This is a genomic window from Chryseobacterium arthrosphaerae (genome assembly GCF_001684965.1).
GTDB classification, from domain to species: domain Bacteria; phylum Bacteroidota; class Bacteroidia; order Flavobacteriales; family Weeksellaceae; genus Chryseobacterium; species Chryseobacterium arthrosphaerae.
In genome coordinates this window covers 385,689-400,016 of sequence record NZ_MAYG01000023.1, presented here as the reverse complement: position 1 = coordinate 400,016, position 14,328 = coordinate 385,689, and the positions used below count along the sequence as shown (strand labels likewise).

Below are 14,328 nucleotides of genomic sequence, written 5' to 3'. Positions count from 1 at the left end.
CTCCCGCTAGCGTTCATCCTGAGCCAGGATCAAACTCTCCATTGTATGTTTGTCTGACTCACTCAAAGTTTTTAACGCTTTAGTTTTTCCTTACTTGGTTGTTATATTGTATGTCAATGATCTTTATATCTTCCGCTTTTTAACGTAGCAATCTTTTCTGTCAGTGTCGCTCCGTATTTGCGAGTGCAAAAGTAAAACTTTATTTTGATTTGACCAAATGTTTCTGAAGAAAATTTTAAAGTTTTTTAAGTAACCTTAATTCCTTCCCAAACCTCAATCTTTCTACTCTCCTGCGCTCCCTTAATTGGGACTGCAAAGATACAAACTTTATTTTAACCCGCAACTTTTATCTGATAAAAATTAAAAGTTTTTTTTTCGCCTGTCTCTCTTGAAAAGTATATCGTTTCTGCTTATCTAAAAGCTCTTCTGCGCTTACTGAATGTCTTTCGTTTTTCAGTGGGGCAAAGATAACAACTTATAATAAAGCAAAACAAGTTTATTTAACATAAATTTCATATTCCGGTAGGTTTTTTCGCTAAACGGCTGACAGGGAGGTAGAAAAATTTTAAACAAATGTTTGAGGAAGGGGTGGGAGGGTGAGAGAGGGAGAGAGTTGGAGGGAAAATAAGGGACTGAAAGGGGGTTGGAGTATATATAAGATGGGTAATGAGAGATAGCTGCGGAAGTTCTATTTATATTATATTAGTTTTTGGTTATGTGAAAACTGGGTTGGGATGCCTGCAGCATGACAAAGGGAGTGGATATACTTTGCGTGTGGTGATTTGTGTTTTTAAGTGTTTTTAAGTGTTTTTAAGTTTGGGCTAAAGCCAATGGATGGGAGCTTTTTTATAAGAACGGGCTAAAGCCCGTTCCTATTGAATATTGTATGCCTTATTACTTATTACTTATTACTTATTACTTATTACTTATTACTTATTACTTATTACTTATTACTTATTACAACACCTCCTCCCCTAACCCTGATAGAAACGGTTACCCCGCAGCATAGGCTGGAAAGCTGCCGGATTGATGCCTGGAAGCCAAAGGCGTGAGGAGTATGAGTGGATAGCAGGATGAAGCTCCTGAAAACAAAATTTTTTATTTTCGTACCACTCAAAAAAATCATAAAAAATAAATACTGCAGGATAGTCCTTAATACAGGACTTTTATTGTTTTTCCAATCATCATAACAGACGTAATCGTTATAAAAAAGCAGAAAACATTTTTTTGATTGCTTACATTTGTAACACATTCCGGATGTTATGGAATGAAATGAGTTTACTATATGATTGACAGAAAATATAAAGAAACAGTTCACACTGACCCCAACAATTACGAATATATCACCATAACCCACGATGAGAACAGAGTCAGAATTTATACTTTAAAAAACGGGCTTAAGGTTTTCCTTGCCCAAAATTTTGACGCACCCAGAATTCAGACTTTTATTCCGGTAAGAACGGGAAGCAATAATGATCCGGCCGACAATACAGGATTAGCCCATTACCTGGAACACATGATGTTTAAAGGAACTTCCAGGATCGGAACTCAAAACTGGGAAAAGGAAAAAGAACTTCTGGACCAGATTTCTGCCCTCTACGAAGATCATAAAGCGGAACAGGATCCTGAAAAGAAAAAGGCCATCTATAAAAAGATCGATGAAGTATCCCAGGAAGCCAGCCAATATGCCATCGCCAATGAATATGACAAGGCCATCTCTTCCCTGGGAGCTACCGGAACCAATGCCCACACCTGGTTTGACGAAACGGTATATAAAAATAATATCCCGAACAATGAGCTTGAAAAATGGCTGAAAATAGAGAAAGAAAGATTCTCCGAAATGACCCTCCGGCTTTTCCATACGGAACTGGAGTCTGTTTATGAGGAATTCAACAGGGCACAGGATAATGATACCCGACTTGTAAGCTACGAACTGATGGATGCGCTTTTCCCAACCCATCCTAACGGCCAGCAAACAACCCTCGGGAAGCCGGAACATTTGAAAAATCCTTCCATGAAGGCTATCCATAAATATTTTGATGAATATTATGTTCCTAATAATTATGCAATGGTTCTTGTTGGGGATCTTGATTTTGAAGAGACTATTCAGCTCGTAGATCAGTATTTTGGAGTGTTACCTTATAAAGAGCTTCCCAAAAAGACGCCTGTTATAGAAAAGCCTATTACAGAAATTGTAGAAAGAACGGTAAAAAGTCCTACCACTCCACGGGTTCAGCTGGCATGGAGAACAGATAGCTACGGTACAAAAGAAGCTATGCTGGCTGACGTGGTTGCCAATATCCTCAGTAACAGAGGAGAAGCCGGTTTATTAGACCTTCATATTAACCAGACTCAAAAAATGCTTTGGGCACAGGCTTTTTCTGTAGGGCTTAAACAGTACGGTTATTTTTCTATTGTTGCTGTTCCTAAGGAAACTCAAACCCTGGAAGAAGCAAAGCAGATGGTTCTGGAAGAGATTGAACTGATCAAAAAAGGGGATTTCCCGGACTGGATGCTTCCTGCGATCATCAATGATTTTAAACTTCAGAGAATGAAAGGCCTGGAAACAGCAGAGGGACTGGCTACAACTCTTTATGATTCTTATATAAAAGGAAGAACCTGGGAAGAGGAACTGAATGAAATGGATGAGTATGCCAGCTTTACTAAGGAAGATATCATCCATTTTGCCAATACTTTTTTCAAAGACAATTATGTTGTCGTTAATAAGGAAAAAGGAATCAATGACAGGCTTCTACGGGTTGAAAATCCTGGTATTACTCCTGTAAAGATCAACCGTGATGCCCAGTCTGAGTTTTTAAAGGAGATTTTATCGGATGTCACTGAAGATATAAAGCCTGAATTCATCGACTATCAGAAGGAAATCACAACTGATGAAATTAAAGGAAAGAAGCTAAGTTTTGTAAGAAACAAGTACAACGATATTGCGCAGGTACATTTTATTTTCCCTTTCGGAAGTGATCATGACAGGGATTTAGGAATATCTACCCAACTGTTACAATATCTTGGCACAGACAGTCTTTCTCCTGAGGATCTGAAAAAGGAATTCTTTAAAATCGGGATCAGCAATGATTTTAAAACCAGCAATGACCAGCTGCTGATTTCCCTGAGCGGGCTGGAAGAAAACATAGAGAAAGGAATTGCTCTTCTGCAACACTGGATGCACGCTGTACAGCCGGATCAGAACATCTACAACCAGTTTGTAGGAACTGTCCTGGAGAACCGTCAGGCCATGAAAAAAGATAAAAACCGCATCATGACTGCCCTGACTAATTATACAAAATTGGGCAGTACCTCACGTTTTACGGACGTGATTTCCAAAGAAGAGCTTGAAAGCAGCCAGCCTGAAGTTTTTACCGACAGAATGAAAAGGCTTTTCAAATACCCTTATCAGGTATTTTTCTATGGAAAAGATTTTGAAAATTTTAAAGGTTACATCGGTCAGTATATCGAAACGGAAAGCCTCAGTATTCCTGAACCTAAACAATATCCTGAGCCGGCTACGGGAGGCCATGTTTATTTTACCACTTACGATATGGTTCAGATGGAAATGAGTAAGATAGGAAAAGGAAACGAGGTGAATCCCCAGCATTTTGGAATGATCAACGTCTTTAATGAATATTTCGGCAGAGGATTGTCTTCGATTGTCTTTCAGGAAATGCGTGAAAGTAAGAGCCTTGCCTACTCCGCTTATGTTTCTTATGCAGCCAATGCGGAACTGAAGCATCCTGACTATATCACCACCTACATTGGGACGCAGCCCGACAAGCTGATGATTGCCGTGGATACTCTGAATGAGCTGATGAACGAGCTTCCGGAAGTGACCATTCAGTTTGAGAATGCCAGAAATGCTGCTCTGAAACAGATCGCTTCCACCAGAGTTACCAGAAATAATATATTCTTCAATACTTTACGATTAAAGAAACTGAATATCTACCACGATTTCAGAAAAGATATTTATGAACAGATCCAGAAGCTGACGTTTGAAGATATCAGACAATTTTATGAAACGGAAATCAAATCCGTCCGGTTCAATACGGCCATTATCGGAAAGAAAGAAAATCTGAATATGGAAGCGGTCCAAAAAATGGGAACCTTCAAAGAAGTAGATCTGAAAGATATTTTCGGACACTAGAATAAAAAACGCCTGATCAGTTCAGGCGTTTTTTTATAAGTTTATGTCATCATGCAATCTCCGTCACCATCCTGGTACCGGGGATCAAAATTCTCCGGCAGGCTTTGTAACAGCTGCCTGTGAAAAAGGTATTCTCTTTTAAAATCACGTTTATAGATTTCAGGGAACGCTTTGGATTTTTCTATAGCATTATTAAGCCCGGTCTGATAGCTGGTGAAAGCTTTCACCTTATTTGTAACAATGAAGTAATTTAAAAAACGGACTGCTTTATCCGGTTCAGAATTTGAAAAAAGGTAGGGAATTTTAAGATATCCGTCACGAAGCTGTAATAATAAGCATGTATCAAGCTTGTTATTTTCATCGTAAATCTTTACCCAAAAGTACTGAAAGACCTCAGCAAAACTCGAGAAAAGATATCTGTTGTCTTTTGTCCCTTCCAGAACCCACGGATTGTCTATGAACGTGTTGATGGCTTCTGCATCACGCTGACCAGGGAATTCAGCTATAAAATCAACACTTTCCGGATCAATACGGTCAAGAATTTCATAATGAAAATCCGGTTTTTCTGTTGTAATATTTTTAATTGAAATTAAAGAGTTGGCTGCTGCATCCATCAAATTGAAAAGAGGTTTCAGTTTTTCTGTGCCCGGTTTTTTCTCAGGGATCATTTTTGCAGCATCGGTCCTGAAGTAATACCGTTTTCCTTCTTTCGGAAAGGCATAATCAAAAACACCCATAATATTATAAAGGGCTTCTGCTTCTCTGGTAAATTCCGTGATGGCAATTCTCCCTTCGTAATCTTCAAAAACTTTCTTCAGCAATTTTTTGGCAGGCCTTTCTTTTCTGAACGCAGGGTTTACATATAAAGTACTGAGCCATGCGTAGCTGATCTTTTTACCATTTACATTAAAACAGTCCGGGAAGCATCCTACATAGCCTGCCAGTTTATCTTCAGAGAAGGCAAGAATAAGGAGTGTATCTTCATCTGATGCCTTTGGATTTCTGATCTGGGATAAGGCACGGTGTTTTGTAACCGGAAGAAAATCGTACTGCTGAAAAGCACCGGACAGCACAAAGTCTTCCAGTTCTTTCCTGTTGAATGTTTTCAGCTGTATCATTTTCTTATAATGGTATTTTTATTCATCAGTTTTTTCAGTCTGAAGTAGGCGATTTCTTTTTTCAGTATGGTTTCACCAGTCTCCCCCATTTCCATTGGTATTCTCTGGAAATTTTTCCTTACACTGTCCAGCTTTACCCCGGCACATCCAAAACTACAATAGATTTCTTTATTTTTAAAAAGTTCTTCGAAGAAATCCTGTTTTACCTGGAAATCAGTGAACGGAAAGGCAAAGGTTTCATACAGGAATCCATTTTCTTTTAAATACACAAAAGTCTGATGGGTAGTTTCCATCTGTTCTTTCAGAGAAAGCTCCCCGTATTTCGGATGATCCCAGCTATGGGATGCGATCCCGAATCCTTTATCCGTAAGTATTTTTAATTCTTCAGTACTTAAATAAGGTCTGAATTCTCTCGAATAAGCTTTAAAATCAAATTCAAGTTTTTCAGCAAGAAGATCCAAAATATGTTTTTCCTGATAAGTAACCTTTAAAATCCTTTGTCGAATAGCTTCTGCCGAACTATTATTCTGAAGAGACAGAATATGAGCTATTTCGGGATTTACGATGCTCTTTTTCTCCAGAAGATCAATAAGCAGGCTGGCTTTACACCTGAACATCATGTCTTTATTGTCAATAAAAGCGGGATTTATAAAGTTGCAGGCATAAATTCCTTTACGCTCCAATATAGGCGCTACCGTATCATAAAATTCCCTGAAGCCGTCATCAAAAGTGAGCAAAGCTATTTTTTTTCCTGATCTGAAGTTTCCGGAAGTAAAGTCTTTAAACTCCTGCCAGTCTACAAACTGAAAGTATTTCGAAATATAATCAAGATCATCTTCAAACTGCCTGGTATTTTTATACCGGATCACATGCCTGATATGGGGCAGCTCCTGATCCGAAACCGAGTGATAAAGTGGCAGGCAATACTCCAACGGAAAAGATTTCCCGATATTATCTGTTTCAAAGGCGGTCAATACGTTGATGATCCTATCTTTCATCTCTTAAAAATAAAAAAGAATCTATTCAAAACTCAATTCAAATAGATTCTTAAAGGTATAACTTTTATAAATTATTTTATCACTTTCATTTCATCTACAAGCCATTTGGAATCGGCAAATTTTTCAACGATGAAAAGGATGTATTTTGTATCTACCATGATGTTTCTGCTGAAACGGGGGTCGTAATTGATATCACTCATTGTACCTTCCCACTGTCTGTCGAAGTTAAGACCTACCAGGTTTCCGTTGGCATCAAGAGCCGGACTTCCCGAGTTCCCTCCTGTAGTGTGGTTGGTAGCAGTAAATCCTACCGGAACATCTCCCGTTTTATCTTTATAGATTCCGAAATCTTTTTTGTTATAAAGATCGATCAGCTTTTTAGGAACATCAAATTCGTAATCTCCAGGAACATATTTCTCCATTACTCCTGCCAGGTGGGTCTGGTAACCGTAAGAAACAGCGTCTCTCGGTGTAGAACCTTTCACTTTTCCATAGGTTACACGAAGGGTAGAATTGGCATCCGGGAAGAATTTTCTGTCTTTATCAGTTGCCATCTGCTGTGCCATAAATTTTTTCTGCAAAGCATCAATTTTGGTCTGAAGAGCAGTGTATTGCGGATCAGCAGTTTTCATATATCCTTCTTTCATAGAAACGTACAGCTGATACACAGGATCTTTTTTCAAGGTTTTGATCAACTTATCCTGATTGGAAAAAGCTTTATCAATATCAGCATTCAAAGCAGCTCCGTTTACAGCAGTTCTTCCTGTAATGATAGAGTTCTTAGACATATCCTCCATCAAAGGCATATTGGCAGCCTCATCTTTGTATTTACCGAAACCTGCCGGTAAAAACTGTGGTGCAGTTTTATTCACATATAAAGCCAATAACTTAGCTGTTACCTTTGCATCAAGCTCTGCACTGTAATCTTTATAGAATGAGGTTAACTTTGTTTTTAATTTGCCAAGCTCCTTTTCATCCATTCTGCCTGCTTCCACAGCTGCTACAAAATCATAATAATCACCTGCCAGCTTCAAAGTCTCTGCATTTCTTACCACTTCGGTATAATATGCATTGTTTAAAGCATAAGGAGCCTGCTCGTTGTAGTATTTGTTCAGCTGATCCAAAGTTGTTTTGATCTCAGGATTTTTAGCTACCAGGGATCCTTCATACATTACTTTTTTCTCAACAGCATTGGATTTTTTCAATCCTTCCACTTCGCCGATCCATTTTTTCCAGTAATTGGCTACTGAGGCATATTTTGAAGCATATTTGATACGTGTCTCATTATCCACACGCATTTTTTCGTCCAGAGTTTTCAAAGCAACATCACGTACGGCAATTCTGGCAGGATCAATTTCTTTCATGATCTTTTCTACTGCTATTGCCGGAAGATATTCCGTGGTTCTTCCAGGGAATCCGAATACAAATGTAAAGTCATTTTCATTCTTATCTTTGATAGAAACCGGAAGGTAGTGCTTTGGAACGTAAGGCACATTATCTTTTGAGTACTCTGCAGGTCTGTTGTTTTTATCTGCATAGATTCTGAACATTGAGAAATCTCCCGTATGTCTTGGCCAAACCCAGTTATCTGTATCGCTACCGAATTTCCCGATGCTTTGAGGCGGTGCCCCTACAAGACGGATATCTTTATAAGTTTCGATCGTGTAAGCATAGTACTTGTTTCCATAGTACATAGGTTTTACCATGATTGACTGGTAAGATTCTATTTTCTGAGAGTTTTTATAAACCTCGATATTGTTATTGATCTTTTTAGTAAGCTCAGGCTCCGTAAGGTTATCCGTTCCTTCTAAAATCTGATCTGTTACTTCTTTTATATCTACGATAAAATCTACTTTTACTCCCGGATTAGGAAGTTCTCCCTGCATATTTTTAGCCCAGAAACCATTAGACAGAAGGTCATTCTGTACTGTAGAGTGTGCCTGAATCTGGCCATATCCACAGTGGTGATTGGTCAGCAGCAATCCTTTAGGAGAGATGATCTCTGCGGTACATCCACCGTTAAACTGTACTACCGCATCCTTTATGCTTGGTTTTTGAGGGTTGAAAATATCTTTAGCGGAAATCTTCATTCCCAAATCCTTCATTTCCTTTTCATTCAGCTCTGTAGGAATCCACATTCCTCCATATTGTTGTGCAAATGCCATTGCAGCTGGCAAAAGAAATACAGATAAAAGTATCTTTTTTGTCATAATCAAAATTTTGCCCCAATTTACGAAGAAAAATAGGAATAGACTTCATAAAACGGGTGGAAAAGTTACTGATGGGGATTTTTTTGCCCAACTGATGAAAAGAGATCTGAATTAAAACCGGAGCCCTATAAGTAGTAACCCGAAATCCGCCACTCATTACTCATTACTCCCCCACCCTCTGGCTCGATTTTTGCGTATTGCTAGGTACTTAATAAAAACATCCTTAAATTATTTATTATGATGAAAAACAAAATGCTTATCCTTGGAATTGGAGCTGCCTTATTCCTTGCTTCCTGTACAAAAGACAAAAAAGACGGACAGGTAGGTGAGCCGGCAGATGTTGTAGCAGATTCTACCGCTACTGCGCAACCCACTGCAACTGACAGTACACAGGCAGTAACGAGTGCACAGGGGGATACTTCTGAAAATGCATTAGACTGGAACGGTACTTATGAAGCTACAGTTCCTTGCGCCGACTGCCCGGGAATCAAGACTTCACTGACATTAAACAATGATAAAACCTTCAGCATTACTGAAGAGTATATCGACAGAAAATCAAAAAATGAAGACAAAGGATCTTTTACCTGGGATGCTACAGGAAGTATTATTACTTTAAAAGGTAAAACTGCCAATTACAAATACAAAGTAGGTGAAGGCATGCTGATCCAACTGGATATGGACGGAAAAGAAATCACCGGTCCCAACAAGGATCTGTATGTATTCAAGAAAAAATAGGAAATAAAGGCTTCGGCCTTTATTTTTTTGCAGTAAAGTTAAATGTAACAGATTGGGATCATCTGTTTAAAACTGATAAGCTGTAATTTTCGGGTCATCTACAAGCCGTCTGATGACTTCTTCATGATGAGTATTCTTACCCGTCAGCCGCCAGACAACAGTAAGACTTCCCTGAGAGTACAGCTGCTTAATCATCAGATATTTTAAATGGTGTTCTTTGAAGATATTCTCACAATATCTGATATCTCCCGAACTGATAATCGTAATTCTGTATTCCCTTACTTTATTATAGTTGTCTATAAAATTCTGAAGATACGTTAAAGCGCTTAAAACAATAAGCACCAAAGCGGTTCCCAGCAGGGAAAAGTATACATAGCCTGAGCCTACAGCCATTCCTATTGAAGCGGTTGCCCAGATGGTAGTTGCAGTGGTGATTCCTTCAATTTTATTGTCTCCTTTAAAAATCACTCCCGCTCCCAAAAAACCGATCCCGGTAATAATATTGGCTGCAAGACGGTCCGGATTCTCCACACCTATTTTGATGGAAAGGATTGTAAACAGACAGGCGCCAAAACAAACGAGAATAAAAGTCCTCAGCCCTGCAGACTTATTACGGTACTCCCGCTCAGCACCAATAAACAGCCCCAGTATGACGGAAATAAGGATGAGCAGTAATTCATTTTTTACAAGGTAATGGTCCTGAAGAAAATCCATTTTTTATAATTTAAACACAGAATAAAATTACAATAAAAAATTTTATCCGTAAATTCAGTCATCCAACGCTGTTTGGGGATAAGAAGATTTTATTTGACTGAAAAACTTTCGTAATATTACAGTCTCAATTACATGATACAGGGGTATCAATAAACATAAACATTCAATATATTTTCCAATGGATAAAGAAATTTCACACTTCTGGTTAGGGTATTTTAAAGATGAAGAGGACTTTTACAGTTTCGTAGAAGAGGATGAAAATTATTATATAGACGAAGAAACTGAAGACCAGTATGTTTCAAAATTTGCAGAATCACAGGGGATCAAGTGGTTTGATGATGATTTTATGGAATATGGTTTTGAAGATGAAAATCTGGGACTTTACGAGAAATTTTCTGAATATTCCTATGCAGACGAATGGCTTCCGGTTCTTGAAAGCAGACTTAATGAAATGAATCTGGACACTCCGGTCAATGCCATTATTTTCGCCAGCAGATTTGCTATTCCTAACCCGGTTTCTGTGGATGGGGAAGAAAACAAGCTTTACTATATGGGGGAAATTGAATTCAATACTTAAAATCTGAACTTCAGTTCATTCCTATTATAGCAATGTTTCTTATCTAAAAGCCGAAATTTCATCAGGTTTCTCACAAAATTCATGAAAACATATTCCTCATTACAAATCGGTGATTATCATACTCTTCATTGTGAAGACGATCTTCTGATTAAAAAAATCAATGCTGATAAAATCGTTTGTGCAGTAATGGACGGCTGCTCAACTGCTATGGACAGTCATTTTGCCTCGACACTTTTTGCTAAAATTTTACGAAAAGCAATTGTTGAAGCAGGTTATAAAGAATTATATGAGAAAGAGGTTCAGCGTAATGTAGAAGAAGAACTTAAAGAGATTGTGAGAAGCGTATTCAAAGAACTCCTGTTTATTAAGAATCATCTAATGCTGAATGAGAAAGAACTATTAACAACTTTAATCATTCTAATTTACAATAGAACAGCTGATAAAGGAATCGTTTTAGCAATTGGTGACGGTGTTGTTTGTATTAATGGGAAAATCACTGAATTTGACCGTGATAATAAACCTGATTATTTAGCTTATCATCTTCATGAAGATTTTGACCATTGGTATGACTCACTACAACAGAAAATTTTTTTCGACCGCATGGAGGATATATCTATAGCCACCGATGGAATCCTTTCTTTTTCAAAAATAAAAAAAACAGACTTTGATGGAATCGTCAATTGTATGGAATATTTAATGATCACTCCGTCTGATGATAATACTGAAGAAATGCTTAACAAGAAAATCAAGACCTTAGAACATCAATACGGAGTAAAGCCCACAGATGATCTTGCGATAATACGGTTAATAAAAAAACAAGATATTTAATCTTCTTGCCGCTACATTTTATTAGTACATTATTGGGTAAAAATAAAAACAGGCTGCTTCATATAAGGCAGCCTGTTTTTTTATTTTGATAATGTTCTTATGATTAATGAGCTTCCAGCCAGTTGTCTCCCACTCCTATTTCTACCAGTAACGGGACCTGTGTTTTTAAAGCATTTTCCATTTCTGTTTTAATTAATTTTGAAGCGGCTTCAATTTCATCAGCCGGGGCTTCAAAGACCAGTTCGTCATGTACCTGAAGTAACATTTTGGTTTTCAGCTGCTGTTCTTCAAGTTCTCTGTCGATTTTAATCATGGCAATCTTTACAATATCTGCAGCACTTCCCTGAACCGGGGCGTTGACAGCATTTCGTTCGGCATGGCCTCTTACAACAAAATTATTGGAATTGATATCTTTTAAGTGGCGTTTCCTGCCAAGGATGGTTTCCACATATCCTATCTGCCGTGCTTTATTTACCTGTTCTGCCATATATTCTTTCAGCTTCGGATAGGTTTCAAAATAGGCTTCGATCATTTGTTTGGCTTCTGTACGGGATAATCCGGTCTGCTCTGCCAAAGCAAAAGCTCCCTGTCCGTAGATAATTCCAAAATTTACTGTTTTGGCCTGGCTTCTCTGTGTTTTAGAAACTTCTTCTAAAGGAATTTTAAAGAGTTTGGCTGCAGTAGAAGCGTGAATGTCTTCCCCATCCTGGAAGGCTTTGATCATATTTTCCTCACCCGAGATCTCTGCAATAAGGCGAAGTTCTATCTGGGAATAATCGGCAGAGATAATTTTCTTTCCTTCTCCTGAAACAAAGGCTCCACGGATCTGCTGGCCTCTCAGTGTTCTGATCGGAATATTCTGCAGATTCGGGTTTACACTTGCCAGACGTCCCGTAGCGGCTGTCGTCTGTGAGAAATTGGTGTGTACCCTGTTGTCTTCTTTATCGATCTGTGAAGGTAAAGCATCCACATAGGTAGATTTCAGCTTCTGGTAGGTTCTGTATTCCAGGATATGCTTGATGATCTCATGTTTGGATGCCAGTTTCTGAAGTACATCTTCTGAGGTAGCATATTGGCCTGTTTTCGTTTTTTTAGCTTTTGGATCCAGCTGCATCTTCTCAAACAGGATTTCTCCCAGTTGCTTTGGAGAGTTCATATTGAATTCTTCTCCGGAAAGTTCAAAAATAGTGGCTTCCAGCTGCTTCAGGTCATTTTCAAGATCAATACTTTCCTGAGCCAGCCATTTTTCATCCAGCGATATTCCTGCCAGCTCCATTTTTGCCAGCACTTCCATCAGAGGCATTTCTATATTGAAGAAAAGGTCTTCCAGGTTTTCTTTTTTCAGCTGCGGAGCAAACAATTCATACAGCTGGAAGGTTATATCTGCATCTTCTGCAGCATAATCGGTCTGGGTTCTCAGGTCTGCGTCTCTGAAATTCCCTTGTTTTTTTCCTTTCTTTCCGATGATGGTTTCTATAGATACCGGTTTATAGTTCAGGTATACTTCTGAAAGGTAATCCATACCGTGTCTTCCATCCGGATTCAGCAGGTAATGGGCAATCATTGTATCAAACATGGCACCTTTTACGGTGATGTCATACTGCTTTAATATTTTATAATCGAATTTCAGATTATGAGCGATTTTCAGCAGGTCTTCCTTTTCGAAAAACGGTCTGAAAATTTCCAGTGTCTGTAAAACTTCGCTTCTGTCTTCAGACAAAGGAATGTAATAGGCAAGTCCTTTTTTGTAGGAGAAACTCATTCCTACAAGCTCTGCTTCAAGCTCATTGAGTGAGGTTGTTTCTGTATCAAAACAGACCGCTCTCTGCTTCAGAAGGTTATCAACCAGTTTTTTCTGGGCCTTTGGATTGTTGATGAACTGGTACAGATGATCATTCTGTTCAATGGTAGATTTTGTAGAGGTAGCCTGATCCAGTTCTTCGAAGTTGGCAAAAAGATCAAGCTGCATTACCTGTCCTTTTACTTCTGTTCCCGCCGGAGTCTGCTTCACTTCTACTTCACTTACGATAACGGTTTCTGTGGCAGCCGGAGCAAAAGCTCTGTACAGGTTTTCGTAGAGTCTTCTGAATTCTATTTCATCAAAGACCTCTTTTACTTTTTCAAAGTCCGGAGTTTCAAGATCGTATTGCTCCTGGTGGAATTCTACCGGTGCATCACAGATAATGGTTGCTAATTTTTTGGATAAGATACCGCGTTCTGCGGAAGCTTCTACTTTTTCCTTCAGCTTTCCTTTCAGCTTATCTGTATTGGCGAGTAAGTTTTCTATACTTCCGAATTCTTTAAGGAACTTCATTGCTGTTTTTTCTCCTACTCCTTCCAAACCGGGAATATTATCCACCGCATCTCCCATCATAGCAAGGAAGTCTATGACCTGCTTAGGATCTTCGATCTCATATTTTGCCTTTACCTCTTCTACGCCCAGAATTTCTATATCACCACCCTTTAAGCCCGGTTTATAAATTTTGATTTTGTCTGTCACCAATTGAGCAAAGTCTTTATCCGGTGTCACCATAAAAGTGGTATAGCCTTCTTTTTCCGCTTTACAAGCAATCGTTCCTATGACATCATCCGCCTCATATCCTTCCACTCCAAGAATCGGAATGTGCATGGCTTCAAGGATCCTGTGAATGTATGGAACAGCAATCTTGATGGCTTCAGGAGTTTCACTTCTGTTGGCTTTGTAATCTGAAAAATCATCTGTTCTTACACTGGCCTGCCCTACATCAAAAACAACTGCCAGATGGGTTGGTCTTTCTCTTCTGATCAATTCGATCAAAGAATTGGTAAAACCGAAAATGGCAGAGGTGTCCAGCCCTTTGCTGGTCAATCTCGGATTCCTGATTAATGCGTAATATCCTCTGAAAATCATCGCATAAGCATCGATGAGAAACAGCCTTTTATCTTGTGTTGCGTCCATATTATCTATAATGAACAAATATAAGAAAATAGGAAGATAAGTTGCTAGTTTTGGAGG

Annotated in this window: 9 protein-coding genes; 4 read left to right on the top strand and 5 right to left on the bottom strand. The window is 38.7% G+C overall.

Features of this window, described 5'->3' with window-relative positions; genetic code table 11:
• Positions 1-1,285: 1,285 nt before the first annotated feature.
• Positions 1,286-4,153, top strand: coding sequence for a M16 family metallopeptidase (locus BBI00_RS20975; RefSeq protein ID WP_065400773.1), 2,868 nt, complete (start codon positions 1,286-1,288; stop codon positions 4,151-4,153).
• Positions 4,154-4,194: 41 nt separating this feature from the next.
• Here BBI00_RS20975 and BBI00_RS20970 read toward each other — a convergent pair whose 3' ends face one another.
• The 3 genes from BBI00_RS20970 to BBI00_RS20960 form a co-directional block, all read right to left on the bottom strand.
• Entirely contained in the window at positions 4,195-5,271 is a 1,077-nt protein-coding gene (locus BBI00_RS20970) for a GNAT family N-acetyltransferase (protein WP_065400772.1), read from the bottom strand.
• Complete coding sequence (locus BBI00_RS20965) at positions 5,268-6,269, bottom strand: polysaccharide deacetylase family protein (RefSeq protein ID WP_065400771.1); 1,002 nt, start codon at positions 6,267-6,269, stop codon at positions 5,268-5,270. Before BBI00_RS20965 ends, BBI00_RS20970 begins: the two co-directional genes overlap by 4 nt.
• A gap of 71 nt (positions 6,270-6,340) precedes the next feature.
• Positions 6,341-8,479: a S46 family peptidase gene (locus BBI00_RS20960; RefSeq protein WP_083988607.1), complete on the bottom strand. Its 2,139-nt coding sequence runs from the start codon at positions 8,477-8,479 to the stop codon at positions 6,341-6,343.
• Positions 8,480-8,716: 237 nt separating this feature from the next.
• Here BBI00_RS20960 and BBI00_RS20955 point away from each other — a divergent pair, with 237 nt between their 5' ends.
• Positions 8,717-9,214 carry a copper resistance protein NlpE gene (locus BBI00_RS20955; RefSeq protein WP_065400770.1) on the top strand — a complete coding sequence of 166 codons (498 nt, stop codon included), beginning with the start codon at positions 8,717-8,719 and terminating at the stop codon, positions 9,212-9,214.
• A gap of 66 nt (positions 9,215-9,280) precedes the next feature.
• Here BBI00_RS20955 and BBI00_RS20950 read toward each other — a convergent pair whose 3' ends face one another.
• Positions 9,281-9,928 (bottom strand): MgtC/SapB family protein, encoded by a 648-nt coding sequence (locus BBI00_RS20950; protein WP_065400769.1) that lies wholly within the window; start codon positions 9,926-9,928, stop codon positions 9,281-9,283.
• A 178-nt stretch (positions 9,929-10,106) separates the two neighbouring features.
• Here BBI00_RS20950 and BBI00_RS20945 point away from each other — a divergent pair, with 178 nt between their 5' ends.
• Both BBI00_RS20945 and BBI00_RS20940 read left to right on the top strand, forming a co-directional pair.
• A complete protein-coding gene (locus BBI00_RS20945) occupies positions 10,107-10,505 on the top strand; it encodes an immunity 22 family protein (protein ID WP_065400768.1) in 399 nt (132 codons plus the stop codon).
• Between the two features lie 81 nt (positions 10,506-10,586).
• Positions 10,587-11,333 (top strand): protein phosphatase 2C domain-containing protein, encoded by a 747-nt coding sequence (locus BBI00_RS20940; RefSeq protein ID WP_065400767.1) that lies wholly within the window; start codon positions 10,587-10,589, stop codon positions 11,331-11,333.
• 103 nt (positions 11,334-11,436) lie between these two features.
• On the opposite strand, the gene polA is transcribed toward BBI00_RS20940, so the two are convergent.
• A complete protein-coding gene (gene polA / locus BBI00_RS20935; RefSeq protein ID WP_065400766.1) occupies positions 11,437-14,271 on the bottom strand; it encodes a DNA polymerase I in 2,835 nt (944 codons plus the stop codon).
• Positions 14,272-14,328 lie beyond the last annotated feature (57 nt).

Excerpts from the sequence above, each read along its gene's own strand:
- BBI00_RS20955 (WP_065400770.1), top strand. The coding sequence starts at position 8,717 with ATGATGAAAAACAAAATGCTTATCCTTGGAATTGGAGCTGCCTTATTC.
- BBI00_RS20965 (WP_065400771.1), bottom strand. The coding sequence starts at position 6,269 with ATGAAAGATAGGATCATCAACGTATTGACCGCCTTTGAAACAGATAAT.
- BBI00_RS20975 (WP_065400773.1), top strand. The coding sequence starts at position 1,286 with ATGATTGACAGAAAATATAAAGAAACAGTTCACACTGACCCCAACAAT.
- BBI00_RS20945 (WP_065400768.1), top strand. The coding sequence starts at position 10,107 with ATGGATAAAGAAATTTCACACTTCTGGTTAGGGTATTTTAAAGATGAA.
- BBI00_RS20970 (WP_065400772.1), bottom strand. The coding sequence starts at position 5,271 with ATGATACAGCTGAAAACATTCAACAGGAAAGAACTGGAAGACTTTGTG.
- BBI00_RS20940 (WP_065400767.1), top strand. The coding sequence starts at position 10,587 with ATGAAAACATATTCCTCATTACAAATCGGTGATTATCATACTCTTCAT.
- polA (WP_065400766.1), bottom strand. The coding sequence starts at position 14,271 with ATGGACGCAACACAAGATAAAAGGCTGTTTCTCATCGATGCTTATGCG.
- BBI00_RS20960 (WP_083988607.1), bottom strand. The coding sequence starts at position 8,479 with ATGACAAAAAAGATACTTTTATCTGTATTTCTTTTGCCAGCTGCAATG.
- BBI00_RS20950 (WP_065400769.1), bottom strand. The coding sequence starts at position 9,928 with ATGGATTTTCTTCAGGACCATTACCTTGTAAAAAATGAATTACTGCTC.